The following is a 20,853-nucleotide window of genomic DNA, read 5'->3' on the forward strand; positions in this document are numbered from 1 at the left end:
CGACACAGCGCATTTCGACGGGCCGGGCTCGCCGGACGGCGGCTGCGGCGGGGAATCCGGGCGATCGTCGCTGGTCATCGCTTACCGCGCCCGGCTCGTCGAAATGCGCTGTGTCGTGGTCGCTGTCGACATCGACCGTGCCCCCGTCCGTGCTGTGAATCGTATCGGCGAGCCACTGTAGCGCATGCCCATCCGCTCGCCCGGTCGCCGATCTACGGGGGCCGGTGGCGGCCGCACCATCTCCGCGGACTGCGTGCCTGCGGGCATCCGGCTAGAAGATGGAGACGCTCGTCCCCGCGGGGACAAGCCTCCGTCGTGGCGCTATCGGATGATCTGCCCGCCGTCCACGTTCAGGATGTGCCCCGTGACCCAGGCCGCATCGTCGGAGAGCAGATACAGGCAGGCCCCCACGAGATCCTGCGGGGTGCCGATCCGCTTGAGCGGCAGGCGATTCACCATGTCGTCCACGATCGAGCCGGGGGTGACGGTCTGCGTCGCCTCGGTGTTGATCGGTCCCGGCGCGATGGCGTTGATGCGGATGTTGGATCCGCCGAGTTCCACCGCCAGCTGCTGGGTGAGGCTGTTGACCCCGGCCTTGGCGAGGCCGTAGAAGTTCGAATACACCCATGCGGCGGTGGAGGACTGGTTCACGACGGACCCGCCGCCGCCCTTCGACATGTGCTGCCACACCGCGCGGGTCATGTTCAGCGCGCCGTCGAGGTTCACGCTCATGAACTTCTTGTAGTAGTCCCAGGGCACGGTCAGCAGCAGGTCCAGCTTCATATCGCCGTAGATGGCGGCATTGTTGACCAGGTGGTTGATCGCGCCGAATTCGTTCTTCGTGAAATCGGCCAGCGTGGTGACCGATTCGGGGTCGGCGACGTCGACGGGATGGAACACCGCCGTGCCGCCGTCGCCGCTGATCTGCTCCGCGACCTGTTTTCCCTTGTCCGCGTTGAGGTCCGCGACGACGACGGTGGCGCCCTCGCCGGCCAGCGCCTTCGCGTATTCGGCGCCGATGCCCTGCGCCGCGCCGGTGACGATCGCGACGCGATCGGTGAAACGAGCCATGAGTTGCCTTCTCCTCCGGTATGTCGCGACGAGGCCGCGAGATGTCTATTTCCGTGCGGTGGCGATCAGCTTGGTTTCGAGGTATTCCTCGAATCCGGCGACGCCAAGTTCCCGGCCGATGCCGGATTGCTTGTAGCCGCCGAACGGCGCGTCGGCGCTGTACCAGATGCCGCCGTTGACACCGAGGGTTCCGGTACGAACACCGTTGACCACGTGGTCGATTCGCGCCGGGTCGGTGCCCCAGACCTCGCCCGACAGCCCGTAGGGCGATTCGTTGGCGAGCCGGATGGCGTCGTCGTCGCCGTCGTGCCCGATCACCACCAGCACCGGGCCGAAGATCTCCTCCTGTGCCACGGTCGAGGTATTGGACACCCCACTGATCAGGGTGGGTTCGATGAAGTAGCCGCGCTCGCGATCGGGACGACCGCCGCCGGTGACGATGGTGCCGCCCTCGGCGCGCGCGATGTCGATGTAGCGCTGCACGCGGTCGCGTTGCCGCGCGGAGATCACCGGCCCGCAGACCGTACCCGGTTCGTTCGGATCGCCGGGGGTGATGCCGCTCATCGACTTCGCCGCGGCCGCCACCGCCGTGTCGTAGTGCTCCCGGGGGACCAGCAGGCGGGTGGTCAGCGCACAGCCCTGTCCGGCGTGGACGCAGACGGTGAAGCCCGCGTAGCTCGCCGCGGCGGCCACGTCGGTGTCGTCCAGGACGATGAAGGCCGACTTGCCACCGAGTTCGAGGAAGACCTTCTTCAGGCTCTGCGCCGCGCCGGCCATGATGGTCCGGCCCGTCTGCGTCGATCCGGTGAACGAGATCATGTCCACCCGCGGATCGGTGACCAGCTGGGCGCCCAGTTGGTGGTCGTCGGAGGTGACGATATTGATCACGCCGGCCGGGATGTCGGTCCGTTCGGCGATGACCGTGCCGACCACCGCGGCGACCCACGGGGTGTCGGGAGCCGGTTTGAGCACCACCGCGCAGCCGGCCGCCAGGGCGGGCCCGAGCTTGGCGAAGTTTATCTGATGCGGGAAATTCCACGGCGTGATGGCACCGACCACGCCGATCGCCTCCCGGCGTAGTGTGCGCGCGGTGGGAATCCCCATCGGCTTCGCGACGCCGAGATCGCTTTCCCATGCGTAACTTTCGGCCAGATCGGCGAAGTAACCGAGGCCGCCGATCGGGCCTTCCAGCTGCGGTCCGCTGGTCAGCATGCGCGGGGCGCCCACCTCGGCGATGGTGATCTCACGCAGCTCCTCGATGTTGTCGCGCAGCGCGTCGCGCAGTTGCCGCAGGCAGCGGGCGCGCAACGCGTGATCGCGCGACCACTCGGTGGTGTCGAAGGCCGCGCGGGCGGCGGCGATGGCCGCGTCCATATCGGCGGCGTCGGCATTGGCGGCCTGTCCGAGGACCTCCTCGGTCGCCGGGTTCACAGTCGCGAATACACCCGCGCCGCCGCCGACGAGTGTGCCGTCGATCAGAAGCCGGGAGCCCTCGCCAGGGGGGAGCAGCTTCGTCATTCGCCTCTCCGATAGGGCTGTCTGGACATCTGTACGGAATATAGTTTGGGTGGAGCTGTGAATACAAGAACGCGTTGCAGATGATCGAGTCGTGAGAGGCGGTGCCGGCGATGACCGGAAATGCGGCGATGGGCGGAGCGGCGGTGACACGCGTGCGCGCCGATTGCCGTCGGGCCTGCCCCCATTGTTGGGATTCGGGTGCAGTGGTAGTGTCCAGACACATGTCCAGTCCTGTGTCTCGGTTGGCGGTGTGTGGATGAGTCTCCATGTGAACGCGTTATATTTCGAGAGGTGGGTGTGATGACTGTGGCATCTGCGCAACCGGTCGTATTCGATCCCTACGACTACCGCTTCCACGAGGATCCCTACCCGGTGTATCGGCGGCTGCGCACGGAGGCGCCGCTGTACTACAACCCGGACCTGGACTTCTGGGCGCTGTCGCGCCACGCCGACGTGACCGCCGCATTCCGCGACGCCACCCGCCTGTCCAGTGCCAACGGTGTCTCCCTGGACCCGGCCGCGTGGGGCCCGCACGCGCACAAGACCATGTCTTTTCTCGCCATGGACGATCCGCGCCACCTGCGCATGCGCCAGCTGGTCAACAAGGGCTTCACGCCGCGCCGGATCGCCGGTATGGGCGACCGGATCCGGGAACTGACGCTGCAGCACCTGGAACCCGCGCTCGAGCAGGGCAGTTTCGACTGGATCGAGGATTTCGCGGGCAAGCTGCCGATGGACGTCATCTCCGACATGATGGGCGTGCCCGAACCCGATCGCGCCGAGATCCGCCGGATGGCCGACCTGGTGGTGCACCGCGAGGAGGGTGTGCTCGACGTGCCGGAGGCGGCCATCGAGGCCTCGCTGAATCTGGTCGTCTACTACTCCGACATGGTCGCCCAGCGCCGCCGCAGCCGCACCGAGGACCTGACCTCGGCGCTGCTCGACGCGGAGATCGACGGTGACAAACTCACCGACGACGAGATCATCGGCTTCATGTTCCTCATGGTCGTGGCCGGGAACGAGACCACCACCAAACTGCTCGGCAACGCGCTGTACTGGGCCGGCCGCAACCCCGAACAGTTCGCCAAGGTGGTCGCCGACGGCGACCTGGTGCCGGACTGGGTCGAGGAGACGCTGCGCTACGACAACTCGAGTCAGATGGTGGCGCGCTCCTCGGTCGTCGACGTGGTGTTCGAACACGGGGTGATCCCCGCTGGTTCGAAGGTGGTGTTGCTCATCGGCTCCGCCAATCGCGACGACGCGGTCTTCACCGACGGCGATCGCTACGACATCGAACGCACCGACAAGAGCGCGCTGGCCAGTTTCGGCGGCGGCGTGCACTTCTGCCTGGGCGCGCATCTGGCGCGGTTGGAGACCGTTGTCGCCCTGCGCGAGTTCGCCTCCCGCGTCCGGGAGTACTCGATCGACGAGTCCGCCATGGAGCGGGTGCATTCGACCAATGTCCGGGGGTTCGCGAAACTCCCCGTCACCGTGGAGGTTTCATAGTATGCCGCGTTTCGATCCGCACCCGGATGTGCGACCGGTTCTCATCGCCGGGGCGTCGTCGGGAATCGGCGCCGCGACCGCGATCATGCTGGCCGAGGTCGGATTCCCAGTGGCGCTCGGTGCGCGCCGGGTGGAGACCTGCCGCGAACTGGCCGACAAGATCACCGCCAACGGCGGCACCGCCTTCGCGGGTTCGCTCGACGTCACCGACGATGCCTCGGTCGACGCCTTCGTCACCGCCGCCGAGGAGGCGCTGGGGCCCATCGAGGTCGCGGTATCCGGGGCCGGGGACATCGAATTCGGCCTGGCCTACGAAATGGAACCGCAGACCTTCCTGAAGCAGATAGACGTCCATCTGGTGGGTGCGCAACGGCTGGCCCATCGCATCCTGCCGGGCATGATCTCCCGGCGCCGCGGCGACTTCGTCTTCATCGGCTCCGACTGCGCCGACCAGGTCCGCCCCCGCAACGGCGCCTACAACGCCGCCAAGACCGGACTCGAGGCGATGGCCCGGCAGCTGCGAATGGAGTTGGAGGGCACCGGTGTGCGCGCCTCGATCGTGCGGCCGGGCGCGACCCGGACCGGAATGGGGATGAACGCCGCACCCGAGCAGGTGGGCCCACTGCTCGACGACTGGATGAAATGGGGCTTCGCCCGCCACCCCTTCTTCCTGCGCGCCTCCGACCTCGCCGCCGCGATCGCCGCGGTGGTCAACACACCGCGCGGCGCGCATCTGGTGCTGGTCGAGGTGCAGCCGGAAGCTCCGTTGCGCGAGCCGGAGCAGGCCGATAAGGGGGAACAGAGCTGATGCGTATCGAAGTGGATCTGGACCTGTGTCAGGGCCACGCGATGTGCCAGGCCGAGGCGCCGGACTACTTCGACGTGCCCAAACACGGCAAGGTCGAAATCGTGCGGCCCGAGGTGGACGAGGCCGACCGCGCGGATGTGGAGAACGCGGTGCGGTACTGCCCGACCCAGGCACTCTCGATCGTGCGGGACCAGTGATGGGCGCGGCAGCGCGACCGCGAGAAGTTCGACGCGGTCTGCGCCGAAGGCGGAGTCACGTTGCACGGCGCCGGAATTCACCCCGGCGGCCTCACCGAACGGTTGCCGCTGGTGGTCTCCGCGCTGTCGGGTTCGGTGACCGGCGTCCGAGCCGAGGAATTCTCCGATATCCGCACCTACGGCGCTCCGGATGTGGTGCGGCACTGGATGATGTTCGGCGCCGATCCGGAACAGGCCGCGGCCGGCACCGTCGCGGCGATGCTGGCCGGCGGCTACAGCCAGTCGGTGTGGATGATCGCCGACGAACTGGGATTCGATCTGGATCCCGATATCCGCACCACGCACGACATCGCGGTCGCCACCGCGCCGATCGACTCACCGATCGGCGTCATCGATCGGCGTCATCGAGCCGGGACAGGTTGCGGCACAGCACTTTCGCTGGGAGGGCACGGTCGACGGCGAACCGGTGATCACGGCGGCGGTCAACTGGTTCATGGGTGAGCGGAATTTCGACCCGGCATGGAGTTTCGGGCCGAACGGGCAGCGGTTCGAGGTCGAGGTGCGCGGCGACCCCGGCTGCGTCCTGACCCTGTCCGGGCTGCACGCACACGATCCGGGCGAGGGGGGCCGGCGCAATCCCTCGATCGCCGCCACGGCGCTGAACTGTGTGAACGCGATCCCGTATGTCGTGGCGGCCGAACCGGGCGTGCGCACCTATCTCGATCTGCCGTTACCGGCCGGACGTGCCGCCCGGCACCTGCACCGGAGCCGGGGAACCGAGGTGAGCGGATGAACGAACACTGCCGTTGAATTCCCGGGCGCCACTCGGGTTTTCGACGACCGGACAGTGCAGTCCAGGTGAACCGCATTGCGCGATGCGTGTCCGAACGGTCGGGAATACCCGTCGATCGGGCTGCATTTCGCATGCTCGAAATCGTTTTGTCATAACTTGTGTTTTTCCGGAATGCGCGCGGCCGCAGCTCTTTTCCGCTGCACTGCAACATGTTCTAATCAAGGATGAACACGTTTCGAAGCAATCCATGATTCGCAGTGCAGCGGACACGAGGAGGAACTGTGGCTGCTCCGTCGATACCGGCCGGATTCGATTTCACCGACCCGGGACTGTGGGCCGAGAGAAGTCCGGTCGCGGAATTCGCGGAATTGCGGCGCACCGCGCCGGTCTGGTGGAACGCCCAGAGTGCGGAGCGGTCCTACCCGTTCGAGGATGCGGGCTACTGGGTGGTGAGCCGGCACGAGGACATCAAGGAGATCTCGCGCCGCTCGGACGTCTTCTCCTCGGAAAAGAAGGGTTCCATCATCCGGCTGCCCGGTTTCGCCACGCCGGAGCAGTTGTCGGTGACCAGCGCGCTGCTGGTGAACATGGATCCGCCCAAGCACACCACGATCCGCCGCATCGTCTCCAAGGGCTTCACCCCGCGCGCGGTGGAGAGCCTGCGGGCGGCATTGACCGAGCGGGCCGAGCGAATCGTGCGCGCCGCCAAGGAATCCGGCGGCGGGGATTTCGTCGAACAGGTGGCGTGCGAATTGCCGTTACAGGCCATCGCCGAACTGCTGGGCGTTCCGCAGGACGATCGCCACAAGCTGTTCGACTGGTCGAATCAGATGCTCAATTACGACGATCCGGAATACGGCGATTCCGCGGTCGCCTCGGCCGAGATACTGGGCTACGCATGGAATATGGCCGAGGCGCGCCGAACGGAGCCGTCGGGCGATATCGTCAGCCAACTGGTCAGCGCCGATATCGACGGCGAGGCATTGGGTTCGGACGAATTCGGATTCTTTGTCATTCTGCTGGCGGTAGCCGGAAACGAGACCACCCGTAATGCGATCACGCACGGGATGAAGGCTTTCGTCGACCATCCGGACCAGTGGGAGTTGTACCGGAAGCAGCGTCCGCGCACGGCGGTCGACGAAATCGTGCGCTGGGCGACTCCGGTCACCGCCTTCCAGCGCACCGCGACCGAGGATGTGGAATTGGGCGGGCAGCTGATCCAGGCCGGTGAGCGGGTCGGATTGTTCTACAGCTCGGCCAATTTCGACGAAGCGGCGTTCGACGAGCCGTTCGATTTCGACGTGCTGCGCGATCCCAACCCGCATCTGGCCTTCGGCGGCACCGGCGCCCACTTCTGTGTCGGCGCCAACCTCGCCCGCCTGGAAATCGACCTGATGTTCAACGCCATCGCCGACGTGATGCCCGATCTGCACCAGATCTCCGACCCGCAGCGCCTGCGCTCGGGCTGGATCAACGGCATCAAACACTGGCAGGTCGAATACTCCTAGACTCGGGGAAAGGGCTGGGCACACGGGGGCCGCACGAGCGATCGTGCGGCCCCGGTTGTGCGCGGCATGCCGTGTGGCCGGCGCAGTGGTTCGGCACCGGCGGCCGTCACGCCGGCGCTCGGTGATCGTGAACGCGAAGGCCGTCGAGCACGACGGCGATCAGTTGGTTCGGTGCGTTGCGTGCCCGCGCGCGGCGATCTGCCGTCGCCGCGCCGATGACCAGGTCGAGCACGTCGGCGACATCGACGTCGGGTCGTAGGGCCCCTGCGTCTTTCGCCCGGCAGAGCAGGGTGTCGAACGACCGGATGAATGCGTGCCGGAGTTCGTTGGGGACCGCTACGGCCGTGCCACCGTCGTCGTCCAGCGCTTCGCACAGAGCCTGATTGAGGGAGACCTCGCCGACGAGGTGGGCGAAGTAGTCGAAGAACGCGTCCTCCGGCGCGGTATCGGTGCCCGCGAGCAGGTGTGCTCGTTCGGTGAACTCCTGCACCCGGCCGACGACGACAGCCTCGAACAGGGCGGAACGGGTGGGGAAATGCCGGTACACGGTGCCGACGCCGACGCCCGCTCGGCGCGCGATCTCGTCGAAGGACGCCGACGAGCCGTCCACCGAGAGCATCTCCCGGGCGACGGCCAGCACCTGGTCTCGGTTGCGGCGCGCGTCCGCGCGCAGTGGCTTGGCAACCTGCCCCGCGTCGTTACCCATCGCTCGATCGTAGCGGCCACCATTGCAAAACGGAGACGCCTCTCCGTATAGTGGCAAAGCGGAGAGTATTCTCCGTTTACTGCTGTGGCGCGGTAGAGCCGAAGACTCGCCTACGGAGGGCATATGGAACAGGTCGTTTTCGTCACCGGCGCGACCGGACAGCAAGGCGGGGCGGTCGCCGACCGTCTGCTCGCCGATGGATGGCGGGTGCGGGTCTTGACTCGCCGCCCGGACAGCGACAGGGCGCGGAGCTTGGCGCGGGCGGGAGCGCAGGTGATCGCGGGCTCGCTGGAGGACCCGGCGACGATCGCCCGCTGCGTCGACGGCGCCTACGGCGTGTACAGCGTGCATCCCGGGCCGCTGTCCCCGGAGCAGGACGAGGTGAAGGCCGGCAAGGCGGTCACCGACGCGGCGGTGAAATATGGTGTGGCGCACCTGGTTTACAGCTCGGGCCTCGGTGCCGATCGAGGCGGCCAGCCGACCAAATGGGAGATCGAGCGGTACATCGCCGCGTCGGGTATCTCGGCTACGGTGCTGCGGCCGAGTTCTTTCATGGAGAACCTGATCACGCAGTCCGAGACGGTCGGGATCCGCGACGGCGCGCTGCGCACCGCCGCGGCCGCGCACGTGCGTCAGCACTTCGTCGCGCTCGACGATATCGGCGCGTTCACCGTGACCGAAACTGTCAGCCGGTGACCGCCGGCTCACCGAAGACGTCACGGTGCCCGCGCGCGGTGTCCATGTATTCGCGAACCCGGTGAATCACTCCGTCGCGCAGTTCGAACACGAAACAGTAGTCGTTGCTGTAGCGATTTCCGTTCGCCAGCGTGGCGGTCATCGTCTCCTCCACGATCACCCGGTCGCCCTCGGCGTAGAAGCCGTGAAAATCCAGCGCGACATCGGCGACGAACAGGCGGGGAAAACCGTTCGCGATGAACTCCGTGATGGCCTCGCGTCCGATCATGTGGCTGGGAGCGTCCAACGCGACCGCGGTGGCATTGCCGGCCGGCGCCAGCCACTCGGCGTCCGGAGTGAAGAATGCTGCGATCTGCTCGGCGTCATGGCTGGCGAAGGCTCGCCAGGCAGCCTGAACCACGGTCCTGTTGTCTGGTGTCATGGCCCGGACCTTACCGTCGTGAACGACGGCGATCCGGCGGGAAATGGACAAGGTCATCGGGGTGGCGGGGAGCATCGGCGGCCCGTGCCGCCGCGTGGGCCGCACGATCGCTCGTGCGGCCCTCCTTCGGTAAAGCCTTGCGCGGCAGCGGTTCTCGCGGTTGCGGTGTTATCGGCTGTTCAGCCGAAGTGGCAGACGTAGTGCAGGGTTTCCCGCACGTCGATGTCGAACGAGCTGTCGCCGGGCACGGAGAACGATTCGCCGCCGCGGTAGGTCGTGGGCTCGGTTTCGCCGGGTAGAGTCACGGCGCATTCACCCTCGACCAGCTCCATGATTTCCGGGGCGCCGGTGGTGAAGGTCAATGCCGCCGGCAGGATCACGCCGACCGACTTCCTGGTGCCGTCGGGCAGCGTGATGTCGTGGCTCACGCATTTGCCGTCGAAGTACACATTGGCCTTCGTGGCCACGCTGACGTTCTCGAACTGCGACATGGTCTCTTTCCCGGAGGTGATGTGGAGTAGTCAGCCTACTGACGCCACCTCCGGGCCCCGCACGGCGGGATCGAGGTGCGGGCGAGGATTTCCGCGCAGGTCCTCAGTGTCCGCGCTTGATCCACTCCGGCAGGTGGGGTGCTTCGGCGCCGATGGTGGTGGAGTCGCCGTGTCCGGTCAGGACGGTGGTGTCCTCGGCCAGGTGCAGCAGGCGGGTGCGGATGGATTCGATGATCGTCGGGAAGCTCGAGAACGAGCGGCCGGTGGCGCCGGGACCGCCCTGGAACAGGGTGTCACCGGTGAAGACCGTCTTCTCCGAGGCCAGGTACAGGCTCACCGCGCCGGGGGAGTGGCCCGGTGTGTGCAGGACCTCGATCTCGCTGCCCGCCACCGGAATTCGCTCCCGATCGTGTAACGGTTCGTAGCGGGTGTCGGGGAAGAGCGCGCTCCACAGCATCTCGTCGGCCGGGTGCAGCCGGATCGGGGCGTGCAGGGCCTCGGCCAGCTCGGTGGCCACGTTGATGTGGTCGTTGTGGGCGTGGGTGCAGATGATCGCGCGCACGGCGCGATCGCCGACGGCCGCGATGATCGGCTCGGCCTGGTGGGCGGCATCGATCACAACGGCCTCACGGTCGTCGCCGACGACCCAGACGTTGTTGTCGACATCCCAGCTGCCGCCGTCCAATTCGAACTTTCCGGAGGTGACGACGCGGTCGATCTTCACAGCGTCACCACCGATCGCAGCACATCGCCGTGGTGCATGGTGGTGAAGGCCTGCTCGACCTGGTCGAGGGTCACGCGCTCGCTCACGAACCGCTCCAGCGGCAACCGTCCCTGGCGGTAGAGGTCGAGCAGCATCGGGAAGTCGCGTTCCGGCAGGCAGTCGCCGTACCAGGAGGATTTCAGCGAGCCGCCGTGGGAGAAGAAGTCGATCAGCGGCATCTCCAGCTGCATATCCGGCGTCGGCACGCCGACCAGCACCACCGTGCCGGCCAGATCGCGAGCGTAGAAGGCCTGCTTCCAGGTTTCCGGCCGCCCGACCGCGTCGATCACCACGTCGGCGCCGAAACCGCCGGTCAATTCCTGCACCCGCTCGACCACGTCGTCACCGGCCTCGAGGGTGTGGGTGGCGCCGAGTTCGGTGGCCCACTCCAGCTTTCGCGGATCGCGGTCGATGGCGATGATGGTGGTGGCGCCCGCCAGCCGGGCCCCCGCGATGGCCGCGTCACCGACGCCGCCGCAGCCGATGACCGCGACCGAATCGCCGTAGCTCACCCCGCCGGTGTTGATCGCCGCGCCCAGTCCGGCCATCACACCGCAGCCGAGCAGCCCGGCCACGGCGGGATCGGTCTCCGGGGCGATCACGGTGCACTGTCCCTCGTGCACCAGGGTCTTGTCGGCGAAGGCGCCGATGCCGAGGGCCGGGGTCAGCTCGGTGCCGTCGGCCAGTGTCATCGGCTTGCTCGCGTTGTGGGTGTCGAAGCAGTACCACGGTTTGCCGCGTTTGCAGGCGCGGCACTGCCCGCACACCGCGCGCCAGTTCAAGACCACATGATCGCCGGGCTCGACGTGGGTGACCGCATCGCCGACGGTCTCCACCACGCCGGCCGCCTCGTGGCCGAGCAGGAAGGGGAATTCGTCGTTGATGCCGCCCTCGCGGTAGGTCAGATCGGTATGGCACACCCCGCAGGCCTGCACCCGCACCACCACGTCGTGCGGGCCCGGATCGGGAATGACGATATCGACGATCTCGACCGGGGCGCCCACACTGCGGGCGATGACGCCGCGAACCTTCTGGGACATGGAATCTCCTTTACGCGTCGAGGGTGTCGGTTCACCTACGGTCAGTGTATGCCGGGGCAGATTTATCGGACAGGTGTCCGGACTGTGGTTCGATTTCGTGTGCGGCGGTGACGACGTGCTGGTGAAAACCATGTCGTTACCGGGTCGGTCCGGTGGGTATGGCCGTGCGGGCTCCGGTCGCCGTGCCGATGGAGTTCTCGGTCCGAGTCGAGCACGTGGGTCCGCGGCCGCACGGGACGCCTGCGGTCAGGAGGCGAATCGGCGGCGGAACTCCTCGCTCACCGCGCACCACAGCGCGTGGTATTCCGGCAGAAGCGAATGCGCCTGCGCGAGTGTCGGTGTGACGGTGAACATCACCCCGTCGCGGGAGTACGGCATCGCCGCGTGGTGCGCGAAACGTGCGGTGTCGATGGCGGATTCGCGATCGGCGAGGTGGGTGATCTCGATCCGGCCGTGGTCGTCGACCCGCCACCAGGCCGACCGTGAGCCGGTCGCCGTGCGAAAGTGTTCGTTATTCCCGGTACCGGTCACGGTATTTCGCCTTTCGCACCCGGTCTTCGTCGGCGATGCGGTCGAGAATGGCGCGCACCGAATATCGTGTGTCCGGCTTGGAAATCTGCTCGGGCCAGAACACCGCGAGCGCGATGACCGCCAGCGGAATACTGATCAGCAGAACGAATTCCCAGAACATCCGCATCACTCCCGGCCCGAGTCCGGCACCAGGTGTTTCGCCTCGATGAGCCGCTGTTTCGCCTGCTGTTTGACCGGGCACACGCACAAAGCGCAGTCGATGTGCAATTGCATGATGATGTGCGCGTAGGAGACGGTCATGATCGGCATTCGATCGTGGTTGAGCAGTCCCATGGTGGATACTTCCCCTGCAATGTGAAAGTGGTTGTCGGCGTTGAGGTTGCATCGACTCGGCCGCGAGTTGTAGTCGAATGGCGGGGATTTCGGGCATCCGTTGCCGTACCGATTGTTTGAACTCGTCTACCGGCAACCTGTCCAGTGGGGACCTGTCCAGAAAACCGGGACACAATCGATAGGGGAGCTAACAAAATGGGGTCAGGGAGCACACTCGCGCAACGAGCATTGGGGCGTGAACTGCGACGGCTGCGAAACGCCAAGGGAATGGGACAATCCCAGGCCGCGCGCATCGCGGAAACATCGCATCAGACCATCGGCCGCATCGAAGAGGGGCAAACGACGCGGATCACGAGCCTCCAGGTGAACGCACTGTGCGACAGCTATGGGGCGACCGATGAGGAGCGGCGTGTCTGCCTGGATCTGGTGAAGGAGATTCGCGCATCGCGGGAGGGGAAGGTGACGGCCAGTTGGTGGAGGGCGTACGCGGACCAGATTTCGACGGGTTTCAACCACTACCTGGCTTTGGAAGATGCGGCAGACCGGTTGACGATCTGGAAGACGACCATCGTTCACGGCATCGAGCGCTCTCGGTTCCTACGTAGGTTCGTTTACATAGCTGGAGTTTCCGGACTTGATATCAGGGCTGGCTCAACCTCCGATCGTGTACGTCGAGGGTTGGGCGGGTGATCTCTATCTCGAACGGGAGGCTGAGCTGCAGCGATATACGCCAGCGCTCCGGGAGATTCGTCGTGTAGCGTTGTCCGAACGTGATTCCGTAGCACTGATCAAGGAGCGCATGCCATGAGCAACGACGACCTGTCCGGGGCGAAGTGGTTCAAGTCCAGCTTCTCGGGATCGACCAAGGACTGCGTCGAGGTGGCGTTCCTGGATGCTGGTGTCGGTGTTCGTGATTCGAAGAACCCCACCGGTCCTGCTCTGATCTTCACGCCGACCGAGTGGTCCGCGTTCACAGCCGGCGTCGAGGCCGGCAAGTTCGACCAGGCATAAGCCTCTGCTCCGCGCCCGAACCGAGAACCCTCGAAGCCGCTGCATCCCAAGGGCTTCGAGGGTTCTTCCGTATCACCGCCGGATGGACCCGAAACCTATCGGTCGAAGACGGCGGCAAGTGTGTCCGCGGTGAGGATTCGTAGCGCCCACTTCCGCACTTCTTCGGGCCGCGCCGCGTGTACGGACTCGGTGACCGATTCCGGCAACGGCCCGAACTTGAACGCGAGCTGCTGAAGCAGCACCCTCGCCTCCCCGCGCGCCTCCCCGCGCGCCTCGCCACGTGCTTCCCCGCGGGCCTCCAGTTCTTCGGCGATGGTCATGAAGACCTCCTTCGTATGCGGATCGAGCTGATCCAACAGCGGCTGCAGGTCGCTGCCGCTGGTTCCGCCGACATAAATAAGATAGTTCAAGGCCGTGATCAGGTCATCTCGTCCGGTGGGGTCGGCGGCCATTCGTGCCAGGACCGGGGCGAGTAGTACCAGCTGCTCGACCAGCTCCGGGTTGTTGTACGCGATCTTGTGCAAGGTGAGCATCACCGAAACGGTCGCGGTCAGTTCCTCGCGGGCCAGCAACTGCTGCACGTCCAGGGCTGCGATGTCGTCCAGCACGAAGCCGTAGTGCGGCAGGTAGGGCTTCAGTGCTGCCCGGAGGTCATCGTCGAGATCTATCAGCTCTGTCAGCTCCGTCGGTTCACGCTGCTCTGATGCTCGAGCAGGATGAAGATGTATGCGTCACGGGTGTCGATCCGGGTCCGGTAGAGCAGGTCGGTATAGAGGGCCGCGAGTTCCTTGGTGAGCAGACTGCCCGATTGCAGCTCCAGATGATCCCAATCCATCCGAGCGACAACCGATTTCGGTAACACCGCACGCAACTCGGAGGCTGCGTCGGCGGGTCGGCTCATGACGCACCGGAAGTATCGGTCGTGCGGTTGAGGCGGTGAGCCGGGAAACTTCGACGTGGAGTCGCGCGCTCGAGACGAGGACATGTACGGAAAGATACTCTGCCGCAACGACATTCATGTCGCCGGGCGGCACGTAGTGTGGATGATCCGGCCGAATCTTCGGAGTGTTCGCATGCCGCGCTCGTACCCGCCCTTTCATTCGTCTGCGGCCAACGGTCGAAATCGGTGGTCGTCGTTTTCGAACACTCGGGCGACGTTAGTTGACCGATCGACTACTCTGTCGCGAAGTCACCAAGGAGAGCGCGGTGGATCACAGGGGGGAATACCACTGTTTTCGGACATTTTACCTCGGTTCGACAGCACGAAACTGCTGGAAGCGGGTGTGCGGCAAAGTTGGCCGATCGGTGCGGTATTGCTACACGAGGGCGAGGAATCGGACCACGTTCTGGTGATCGAGTCGGGCCGGGTGAAAGTTAGTTCGTCCGCGCCGAGCGGAAAACAGGTCGTCCTCGGCATCCGCGGCCCCGGCGAGCTGCTCGGGGAGCTCTCTGCGATCGATGCGCGTGCGCGGTCGGCGACCATCACCGCGATCTCGCCGGTTGTCGCAACTGCTGTGTCGGGCAGAGTGTTCCGCGCATTGCTCATACGCGACGGGGCGTTGACATTCGATCTGTTGCGAACGGTGGTTGCCCGGTTGCGCGAGGCAGACGTGCAACGCCTGGACTACGGCGCGTACACCGTCGCCGAGCGACTGGCCCGATTGCTGCTCGAATATGCCCGCCGATACGGGCGTGCCGAGGCGGATCGGGTAGTCATCGCGCTGCCACTGACTCAGACAGAACTGGCCCATGCGGCCGGTGCATCCCGCGAAGCGGTGGCCAAGGCGTTCAAGCAGCTGCGCGCGATCGGTGCGATCAGGACGTCTCGTCGTTCTGTGGAGCTGCTGCGCCCCGCCCTGCTCGCCGAGATAGCCGAGTCTGTGCCGAATGTGTATTCGGACGCAGACATGCGCGACCCCAGCCGATAGACCTGAGGAACGCCGGATCCACGGGTACGCCCCATCAGCCAGGAGAAGTCATGCCGGAACCCACGCACCGATCCTTTCTCATTGTCGACGTCGAGAATTCCGAATCCTTGACCAATGTGCAGGGCGAGGCCATGCGCGCAACGCTCTATCAGATCATCGAAAATGCCGTACCGAACACCGAAGACATTGTGGCGCAGGAGGACCGCGGCGACGGTGCCATGCTGATCCTCGGTATTCCGGTCTTGGATGTCCTCGATCGGGTCGTCGGATCGATGCTGACCGGGTTACGCCGGCACAACAGTACGGCCGGGCCGATGAACTGGCTGCGTGTTCGCATCGCGGCCCACGAAGGATACGTCGGCAAGGATGAGAAGGGCTGGTCCAGCGACGCCCTGACTGCGACATTCCGGATGAATTCTGAGAAGGCAGTCAAGCACGCGCTCGAGCGTTCACCCCGGGCGGACGCAGTCGTCGTGGTTTCGGACCAGGTTTTCGCAGGTTTGGTTCGGCACTCCTATCGGGCCACGGTCACACCGGACGAATATGTCAGTGTCACAATGCATTCGAAACCCGATCAGCGGATGTGGGTACGTGTACCTGGCTATCCGAAGCCCCCATTGCCCGAATCCGACTCCACCCCAGCAGGAACCACGAGGGCCTCCACTAACCGATTGTTCCCCACCGGTTCGGGGCCGGATAGTGCTGCGATTCACGCCAAGAACTTCATCGGCGGCGATGCGATCATCGGTACTCAGGTAGGTGGCGACAACATCAACGGGCGATCATGAGCGAGCCTGATCCAGAAGCGTCGCCCGCGGACGGGCGGGCCGACGCCGCAATAGCCGAGCACGCCCATGGGGAGCCGGGCGGCGGCGACACCTCGCAGCCCGCCACCGAAGCCGACCGGAACCCCGACACAGCCGAGCAGGACGACAAGAGCAAGCAGAGCGAGCAGACCACCGACGATGATCTGCTCGATGAGACACGCGCAGCGGCGGCGAACATGTACGTCGCGGTCGACGCGATGCGCGGCATCCCCCCTGGGGCGCGCCATGTGTTCATCCATGCCACCAACTTCATCGGCGGCGACGCAACCATCGGCACCCAGGTGGGTGGCGACAATATCGGGGGCACCGCGGACCATCACACTGCGGCCTACGGTGTGGTGGGCGCCGATCGGCTCGCGCGGATATGCCGGGTCTTTGTGGAACCGAAGGCATTTGAGGATATCCGGCGAAGACTCGACATGCGTTCTCTGCTGCTGCTGCGCGCACCCCAGGGCTGGGGGCGCACTACGGTAGCACTACGTGCGTTGGACGGAGAGTCCACAACGGATGTCTACACCCTCGAGCCCAACCTTGAACTCCGCTCACTGGAGATCGAATTCCGCGACCATACCGGATACCTGATGGAGGCGTTCGGTCCCGACCAAGCCGCACACCTGCACCGGTTCTATCTCGATCAACTGAGCAGCCGGCTGAGCGAGCAGGACTGCCGGATGATCGTGCTGCTGGACGACGCGATCACCGTCCCGCCCGACGTCGAGGACTTCCTGCTCGACGCCGGTGATCCCGCTGACACCACGGAGCTGGTGCGCAGCCATGTGCGATACCGATTGAACCGCGACCCTGCGGATGTGCTGGATATGCCCGGCGTGGGCCCACTTCTGGAAAGATATACCCAGGAACGACCGCCTGCACGTGTCCTCGCGCGGCTGGGCGACGAGCTGGCCGATGTTGCCGACGGACGTGCCGAGCTTGCGGCGGTCATTGAGCGTCACTCCGCGGCGATCAGTGCGGATTTCCGGCTGTGGTTCGACGAACAGCTCGGCTTGGAAGCTCGAGCCTTCGCGATCGCATTGGCTGTCTTCAATGGAATGCCGCTGTACGTGGTTACCGACGCTGCCCGCGCGCTCGCCCGGGTCATGGCCGGCGAAGAGCAGCCCGATCAAACGCCCGCGTTCCCTGTGTTCGGATCACGCAACAGTGAACTCGTCGCTGCGGCGCGGGCGCGGTCGTACCGTTCGATCGAGAACGGCACGTACGGTGAAAATCCGGTCCAAGTAGTCGAATTCACCGATTCCCTCTACCCTCCTAAAATCCTCGAACGCGTATGGCAGGAATACCACATCGCCCATGTATTGGTGCGCGACTGGCTGCGAGACCTTGGAAGCAGCTCCGAATCCAGGGTATGTGTGCGGGCAGGTGTAGCAGCCGGAGTGCTGTCGACCTTCGAGTTCGAGCATGCGCGCACGGTGCTTATCGAGCCCTGGGCGCGCAGCGGTAGACGGTACGATCGGATCGCCGCGATGGCTGCGTTGCAATTCCCGTTCCTGTATTCCGATCTTGCGCCGCTTGTTTCGAGAATGCTCGACGCCTGGCTCGATCGTGACCAGCCACTGGCGTTGCGAGTCACCGCCGCCCGTGCCCTGGGGAGCGAGATAGGCCAAGCGATGCCCGACACGGCCATTCCGCAGCTGCGCCGCGCAGCACGGAGCACAAAAATGTCACTCCGGCGGGCCGCGTCGTTTTCGATGGCCCAGCTTTTCTGGTCGGGTGGACTGACCGATCGAATCCTTGCCGAATTGTTGCGGTGGACCAGGCCCACGGCCCGTCCTCGATTGCGCGACACCGGATTACGGTGCGTTCTCGACCTGACTCGCTATCAATACGTGCAGACCGAGGAGGGGCTGCACGAGTGGCCGGTGGCTCCGTGTCTGACTGGGACACGCCGCGAGGCCGTCGTCACCCTGTTCGGCCGTCTTATCGAAAGCCCGGGTCACCCGCCCGACACCTTTTCGGAGATCCGGGGCTGGGTCGGCATCGCCGAGAAGGATGCGAATCTGCGCGAACCGTTGGCACGCTTCCTGTTCGATCTCGGAAAAGCCCTGCAGGACGAAGAGGTTCTTCCCTATCACATGAAGGGTTGGGCCGCCGAACCCAAGGGCCCCCGGCGTGCGGTCGAAGCCATGCTGTCGATCCTGGATTCGATGCAACGACTCGACTCGAAAGAAATCGATTCGAAGGAACAAACGGAATGAATGCGAACAATCCGGAGACTTTGGTCCGCTACTCGGCGATGTCAGGCGAAAGCTGGCGCCAGTTCCGTCCACAATCGGACGGGTATTGGCTCACTATCTCGCTGGACCGGAACGGGCGCCTGGCCCCGATCGAGCGAAAGCCGGCCGGCATCTTCGGCACTCGTCCGACTGGGGTGTACTGGGTGAATGTCGCAGTCCATCACGCGTCATTCCAGTTCGAGGTCCCCACCGCCGAAAACGCGCTCAACTTCCTCGTCCAAACGCATCTGTCGTGGCGAATCACCGATCCGATAGCGGCAATCCGGGATCACGTACGGGCCGCGGAGCTCGTCTACCGTCCGATCGTCGAACAGGAGATTCGGACGATGGGCCGCCGCTTCGACGTCGATCGGTTTCTCGACGCAGAGCAGCATATGAATTCTTATTTTGTCTCCAGGACAATCGAATTGGGGCATGGGCTGACGTTGCTGGGGTGCCGGGTACAGTTGCGGCCGGATGCAGATACTCTCGGGCATCTCCGGCATCGAACCCTGGACCGGCGCGCTGCGGAACGCCGTCTTGCCGAGCATCATGTAGTGCTGCGCGATACCGAATTCAAACAGGTGGAGAACGACGCCGGACACGGCCTGAACATGCAGTCGGCGAGGTTCGAGCACGAGATCGCCGATATGAAGGGGCAAAACTACATCGAGCGCGAACGGCTGCGCATGGATCACTACCTGCAGGCGCTGCGCGAGGGTGATCTCGGCATGTTCGCGCTCCAGTTGGCATCCCGTAGAGACGATGTGGGGAGGGTGATCGAGCAGCTGATCGTTCAGCACGACCTCAACAAGCGGACCGCCCGACAGATCATCACTCTGTTGCTCGATAAGGGCATGCTGAACAAGCGTGATGGCGATCAGCTCTTGGCAAAGGTCAACGCGCTCATCGACAGCGCCACCAAACCGACCGCAGTCGCGGGGTTCGTATCGGCGCCGGACATCGAGTTGAGCGCGTCGGCGATCATCGCTGACACGGCATCGCTGGGTGCCTTGGACTCCAAGCCGCAAGAAGACGAAGACGAAGAGGACGACGAAGACGAAGAGGACTGACGCGATTGCGCAGCGGGTCAAATCAACACCCGCTGCGTATCGCATTCGTCAACGACCGAGCCCGGACAGCGACGATACGATGAACCACGCCACGAAGGCGATCAGGGTCACCCCACTCCATCGCAATGCCACCGCGAACCTGCGATACTTGCCGCGGGCTATCTCGGCGAGCACTGCGGCCTGCTGCCACGCATGATCGGCCAGTACCGCGACGCTCGGCCGGCTGCCGATCTCGGCGGGAAAATTCGGGAAGCTGAACCAGTTCCCCGCCCCGGCGCTGCGTAGGTCCGGCCGCAGGGTGGCAGCTAGATACCACATGCACGCCAGCAGCGACACCCCGAGTGTGGCGGCGACAACGCAGGTGAGCACGGTTGTGTGCGTGCGGGATGCGGTAATCAGACCTGTCAGCGCGAATCCGTTGGCGGTCAGTAGCAATCCGACTTTCGTATCGGTAGCTACGATGACGCGATTGATCTCCGATACTGCGTGGAGCGCGGTGGTCAGATCCTCGGCTGGACCGGGCCGCCCGATTCGGAGTCTCCTGCAAGCTGTCTTCACCGTGCTTGGTCTCATCTGGACAGAAAATCACTGTGCCACAACGGGTTCAACGTAGAAGTGCACACTCGGAAAGGTGTGGAAAGTGCAGTGTGTTCGCAGCCGACGTGTTCAACATCGATCTCGGAGGCGTGGGGTTTTCATCCCGCGGCCGGTGCCGCCAGCCCTGCACAGCCATCCAGAACCCCGAAGCCCTTGCCTGCCTTGGCCTTCGGGGGTGTGCGGTATCACCCCTCGTTCCGCCCATCACCGGCGCCGACAAGCCGAATTTTTCGTGCAAAGCGCGACGTTCTCGCGCGAAATCCGCTCAATCGGCTGCGGTTTGCACGATTGGAACGCCTGATCGGCCCGGTCCGCCGTCAGTTCTTCTTCAGTTCCTCGGCGAGCATCACGAGGATACCGCTCGGACCGCGGAGGTAGGTGAGCTTGTAGATGTCCTGATAGGTCGCGACGCCGCGAAGCGGATGGCAGCCGTGCTTCGCGGCGGTCTCGAGAGCCTTGTCGATGTCGTCGACCGAGAAGGCGACGCGATGCATGCCGATCTCGTTGGGGCGGGTGGGCTCCGTCTCGATCGCGTCCGGGTGGATGTATTCGAAGAGTTCGAGGCGGCCGTGACCGTCCGGAGTCTGGAGCATGGCGATCTTGGCGTGATTGCCGTCGAGGCCGACGGCGGTGTCGGTCCATTCACCGCTGACCGTGTCCCGGCCGAGGACCGTGAGACCGAGGTCGGTGAAAAAGGCGATCGCTTCTTCGAGGTCGCGAACGGCGATTCCGACGTTCTCCAATGTGATGGACATGCGGTGGATGCTACCGAGCCGAGCTGACAAGTTGCGGTAGACGAGTCAC

29 protein-coding genes are annotated in these 20,853 nt (G+C 64.9%); 15 read left to right on the forward strand and 14 right to left on the reverse strand.

Going from position 1 to position 20,853, the window contains the following annotated elements; all coding sequences use genetic code 11:
- The coding region (locus tag C5E41_RS34540; RefSeq protein ID WP_219823236.1) for a hypothetical protein at nt 1-181 on the forward strand (181 nt) is incomplete at its 5' end.
- Between the two features lie 140 nt (nt 182-321).
- On the opposite strand, the gene C5E41_RS23680 is transcribed toward C5E41_RS34540, so the two are convergent.
- Nucleotides 322-1,071 carry an SDR family oxidoreductase gene (locus C5E41_RS23680; protein ID WP_104377972.1) on the reverse strand — a complete coding sequence of 250 codons (750 nt, stop codon included), beginning with the start codon at nt 1,069-1,071 and terminating at the stop codon, nt 322-324.
- Nucleotides 1,072-1,116: 45 nt separating this feature from the next.
- Nucleotides 1,117-2,589 (reverse strand): aldehyde dehydrogenase, encoded by a 1,473-nt coding sequence (locus tag C5E41_RS23685; RefSeq protein WP_104377973.1) that lies wholly within the window; start codon nt 2,587-2,589, stop codon nt 1,117-1,119.
- A 300-nt stretch (nt 2,590-2,889) separates the two neighbouring features.
- Between C5E41_RS23685 and C5E41_RS23690 the strand changes: the two genes are divergently transcribed.
- The 6 genes from C5E41_RS23690 to C5E41_RS23715 all read left to right on the forward strand — a co-directional run bounded on the left by C5E41_RS23690 (nt 2,890) and on the right by C5E41_RS23715 (nt 7,401).
- Nucleotides 2,890-4,095, forward strand: a complete 1,206-nt coding sequence (locus C5E41_RS23690; protein WP_104378054.1) for a cytochrome P450 — start codon at nt 2,890-2,892, stop codon at nt 4,093-4,095.
- Between the two features lies 1 nt (nt 4,096).
- On the forward strand, nt 4,097-4,903 hold the full coding sequence (locus C5E41_RS23695; RefSeq protein WP_104377974.1) for an SDR family oxidoreductase: 807 nt from the start codon (nt 4,097-4,099) through the stop codon (nt 4,901-4,903).
- Complete coding sequence (locus C5E41_RS23700) at nt 4,903-5,100, forward strand: ferredoxin (RefSeq protein WP_030515738.1); 198 nt, start codon at nt 4,903-4,905, stop codon at nt 5,098-5,100. The genes C5E41_RS23695 and C5E41_RS23700 overlap by 1 nt, the downstream gene beginning before the upstream one ends.
- 60 nt (nt 5,101-5,160) lie before the next feature.
- A complete protein-coding gene (locus C5E41_RS35315) occupies nt 5,161-5,601 on the forward strand; it encodes a hypothetical protein (protein ID WP_181063394.1) in 441 nt (146 codons plus the stop codon).
- Nucleotides 5,594-5,893 carry a hypothetical protein gene (locus tag C5E41_RS35320; RefSeq protein ID WP_104377975.1) on the forward strand — a complete coding sequence of 100 codons (300 nt, stop codon included), beginning with the start codon at nt 5,594-5,596 and terminating at the stop codon, nt 5,891-5,893. The genes C5E41_RS35315 and C5E41_RS35320 overlap by 8 nt, the downstream gene beginning before the upstream one ends.
- Nucleotides 5,894-6,174: 281 nt before the next feature.
- Complete coding sequence (locus C5E41_RS23715; protein ID WP_104377976.1) at nt 6,175-7,401, forward strand: cytochrome P450; 1,227 nt, start codon at nt 6,175-6,177, stop codon at nt 7,399-7,401.
- Nucleotides 7,402-7,507: 106 nt separating this feature from the next.
- On the opposite strand, the gene C5E41_RS23720 is transcribed toward C5E41_RS23715, so the two are convergent.
- Nucleotides 7,508-8,107 carry a TetR/AcrR family transcriptional regulator gene (locus tag C5E41_RS23720; protein ID WP_181063395.1) on the reverse strand — a complete coding sequence of 200 codons (600 nt, stop codon included), beginning with the start codon at nt 8,105-8,107 and terminating at the stop codon, nt 7,508-7,510.
- A gap of 123 nt (nt 8,108-8,230) precedes the next feature.
- Here C5E41_RS23720 and C5E41_RS23725 point away from each other — a divergent pair, with 123 nt between their 5' ends.
- A complete protein-coding gene (locus tag C5E41_RS23725; RefSeq protein ID WP_104377978.1) occupies nt 8,231-8,803 on the forward strand; it encodes an NmrA family NAD(P)-binding protein in 573 nt (190 codons plus the stop codon).
- On the opposite strand, the gene C5E41_RS23730 is transcribed toward C5E41_RS23725, so the two are convergent.
- The 7 genes from C5E41_RS23730 to C5E41_RS34085 form a co-directional block, all read right to left on the reverse strand.
- Nucleotides 8,793-9,224: a nuclear transport factor 2 family protein gene (locus tag C5E41_RS23730; RefSeq protein ID WP_064910910.1), complete on the reverse strand. Its 432-nt coding sequence runs from the start codon at nt 9,222-9,224 to the stop codon at nt 8,793-8,795. The two genes, C5E41_RS23725 and C5E41_RS23730, sit on opposite strands and share 11 nt — an antisense overlap.
- A 179-nt stretch (nt 9,225-9,403) precedes the next feature.
- Entirely contained in the window at nt 9,404-9,715 is a 312-nt protein-coding gene (locus C5E41_RS23735; protein ID WP_062999585.1) for a pyrimidine/purine nucleoside phosphorylase, read from the reverse strand.
- 103 nt (nt 9,716-9,818) lie between these two features.
- A complete protein-coding gene (locus C5E41_RS23740) occupies nt 9,819-10,439 on the reverse strand; it encodes an MBL fold metallo-hydrolase (protein ID WP_258081205.1) in 621 nt (206 codons plus the stop codon).
- Entirely contained in the window at nt 10,436-11,518 is a 1,083-nt protein-coding gene (locus tag C5E41_RS23745) for an S-(hydroxymethyl)mycothiol dehydrogenase (RefSeq protein ID WP_104377980.1), read from the reverse strand. The genes C5E41_RS23740 and C5E41_RS23745 overlap by 4 nt, the downstream gene beginning before the upstream one ends.
- Before the next feature lie 246 nt (nt 11,519-11,764).
- Nucleotides 11,765-12,049, reverse strand: coding sequence for a hypothetical protein (locus C5E41_RS23750; protein WP_104377981.1), 285 nt, complete (start codon nt 12,047-12,049; stop codon nt 11,765-11,767).
- Nucleotides 12,030-12,209: a hypothetical protein gene (locus C5E41_RS23755; protein WP_146097659.1), complete on the reverse strand. Its 180-nt coding sequence runs from the start codon at nt 12,207-12,209 to the stop codon at nt 12,030-12,032. Before C5E41_RS23755 ends, C5E41_RS23750 begins: the two co-directional genes overlap by 20 nt.
- A gap of 5 nt (nt 12,210-12,214) precedes the next feature.
- On the reverse strand, nt 12,215-12,382 hold the full coding sequence (locus C5E41_RS34085) for a hypothetical protein (protein ID WP_167331926.1): 168 nt from the start codon (nt 12,380-12,382) through the stop codon (nt 12,215-12,217).
- Between the two features lie 267 nt (nt 12,383-12,649).
- Here C5E41_RS34085 and C5E41_RS23760 point away from each other — a divergent pair, with 267 nt between their 5' ends.
- Genes C5E41_RS23760 through C5E41_RS23765 form a run of 3 tightly spaced genes read left to right on the forward strand, consistent with a single transcriptional unit; the run spans nt 12,650 to nt 13,393 of the window.
- Complete coding sequence (locus tag C5E41_RS23760; RefSeq protein WP_439956544.1) at nt 12,650-13,072, forward strand: helix-turn-helix domain-containing protein; 423 nt, start codon at nt 12,650-12,652, stop codon at nt 13,070-13,072.
- Nucleotides 13,047-13,190 carry a Scr1 family TA system antitoxin-like transcriptional regulator gene (locus C5E41_RS36020; protein WP_219823237.1) on the forward strand — a complete coding sequence of 48 codons (144 nt, stop codon included), beginning with the start codon at nt 13,047-13,049 and terminating at the stop codon, nt 13,188-13,190. Before C5E41_RS23760 ends, C5E41_RS36020 begins: the two co-directional genes overlap by 26 nt.
- Entirely contained in the window at nt 13,187-13,393 is a 207-nt protein-coding gene (locus tag C5E41_RS23765; RefSeq protein ID WP_104377984.1) for a DUF397 domain-containing protein, read from the forward strand. Before C5E41_RS36020 ends, C5E41_RS23765 begins: the two co-directional genes overlap by 4 nt.
- Before the next feature lie 95 nt (nt 13,394-13,488).
- On the opposite strand, the gene C5E41_RS23770 is transcribed toward C5E41_RS23765, so the two are convergent.
- Entirely contained in the window at nt 13,489-14,001 is a 513-nt protein-coding gene (locus C5E41_RS23770; protein WP_104377985.1) for a hypothetical protein, read from the reverse strand.
- Between the two features lie 68 nt (nt 14,002-14,069).
- Nucleotides 14,070-14,408, reverse strand: coding sequence for an Rpn family recombination-promoting nuclease/putative transposase (locus C5E41_RS23775; protein ID WP_104377986.1), 339 nt, complete (start codon nt 14,406-14,408; stop codon nt 14,070-14,072).
- Between the two features lie 58 nt (nt 14,409-14,466).
- On the opposite strand from C5E41_RS23775, the gene C5E41_RS23780 reads away from it, so the two are divergent.
- Genes C5E41_RS23780 through C5E41_RS23795 form a run of 4 tightly spaced genes read left to right on the forward strand, consistent with a single transcriptional unit; the run spans nt 14,467 to nt 19,452 of the window.
- Nucleotides 14,467-15,321 (forward strand): Crp/Fnr family transcriptional regulator, encoded by an 855-nt coding sequence (locus tag C5E41_RS23780; RefSeq protein WP_181063398.1) that lies wholly within the window; start codon nt 14,467-14,469, stop codon nt 15,319-15,321.
- A 50-nt stretch (nt 15,322-15,371) separates the two neighbouring features.
- Nucleotides 15,372-16,109, forward strand: coding sequence for a hypothetical protein (locus C5E41_RS23785; RefSeq protein ID WP_104377988.1), 738 nt, complete (start codon nt 15,372-15,374; stop codon nt 16,107-16,109).
- On the forward strand, nt 16,106-18,361 hold the full coding sequence (locus C5E41_RS23790; RefSeq protein ID WP_104377989.1) for a hypothetical protein: 2,256 nt from the start codon (nt 16,106-16,108) through the stop codon (nt 18,359-18,361). Before C5E41_RS23785 ends, C5E41_RS23790 begins: the two co-directional genes overlap by 4 nt.
- Entirely contained in the window at nt 18,358-19,452 is a 1,095-nt protein-coding gene (locus tag C5E41_RS23795; protein ID WP_104377990.1) for a hypothetical protein, read from the forward strand. The genes C5E41_RS23790 and C5E41_RS23795 overlap by 4 nt, the downstream gene beginning before the upstream one ends.
- Before the next feature lie 48 nt (nt 19,453-19,500).
- Here the strand turns inward: C5E41_RS23795 and C5E41_RS23800 are convergent, their stop codons facing one another.
- Nucleotides 19,501-19,821 carry a hypothetical protein gene (locus C5E41_RS23800; RefSeq protein WP_146097661.1) on the reverse strand — a complete coding sequence of 107 codons (321 nt, stop codon included), beginning with the start codon at nt 19,819-19,821 and terminating at the stop codon, nt 19,501-19,503.
- Between the two features lie 545 nt (nt 19,822-20,366).
- The gene (locus C5E41_RS23805; RefSeq protein WP_104377992.1) at nt 20,367-20,804 is read right to left on the reverse strand and encodes a VOC family protein; all 438 of its coding nucleotides are present in this window, start codon (nt 20,802-20,804) and stop codon (nt 20,367-20,369) included.
- Nucleotides 20,805-20,853 lie beyond the last annotated feature (49 nt).

This window comes from Nocardia nova, from assembly GCF_002933465.1.
Lineage (GTDB): Bacteria > Actinomycetota > Actinomycetes > Mycobacteriales > Mycobacteriaceae > Nocardia > Nocardia nova_B.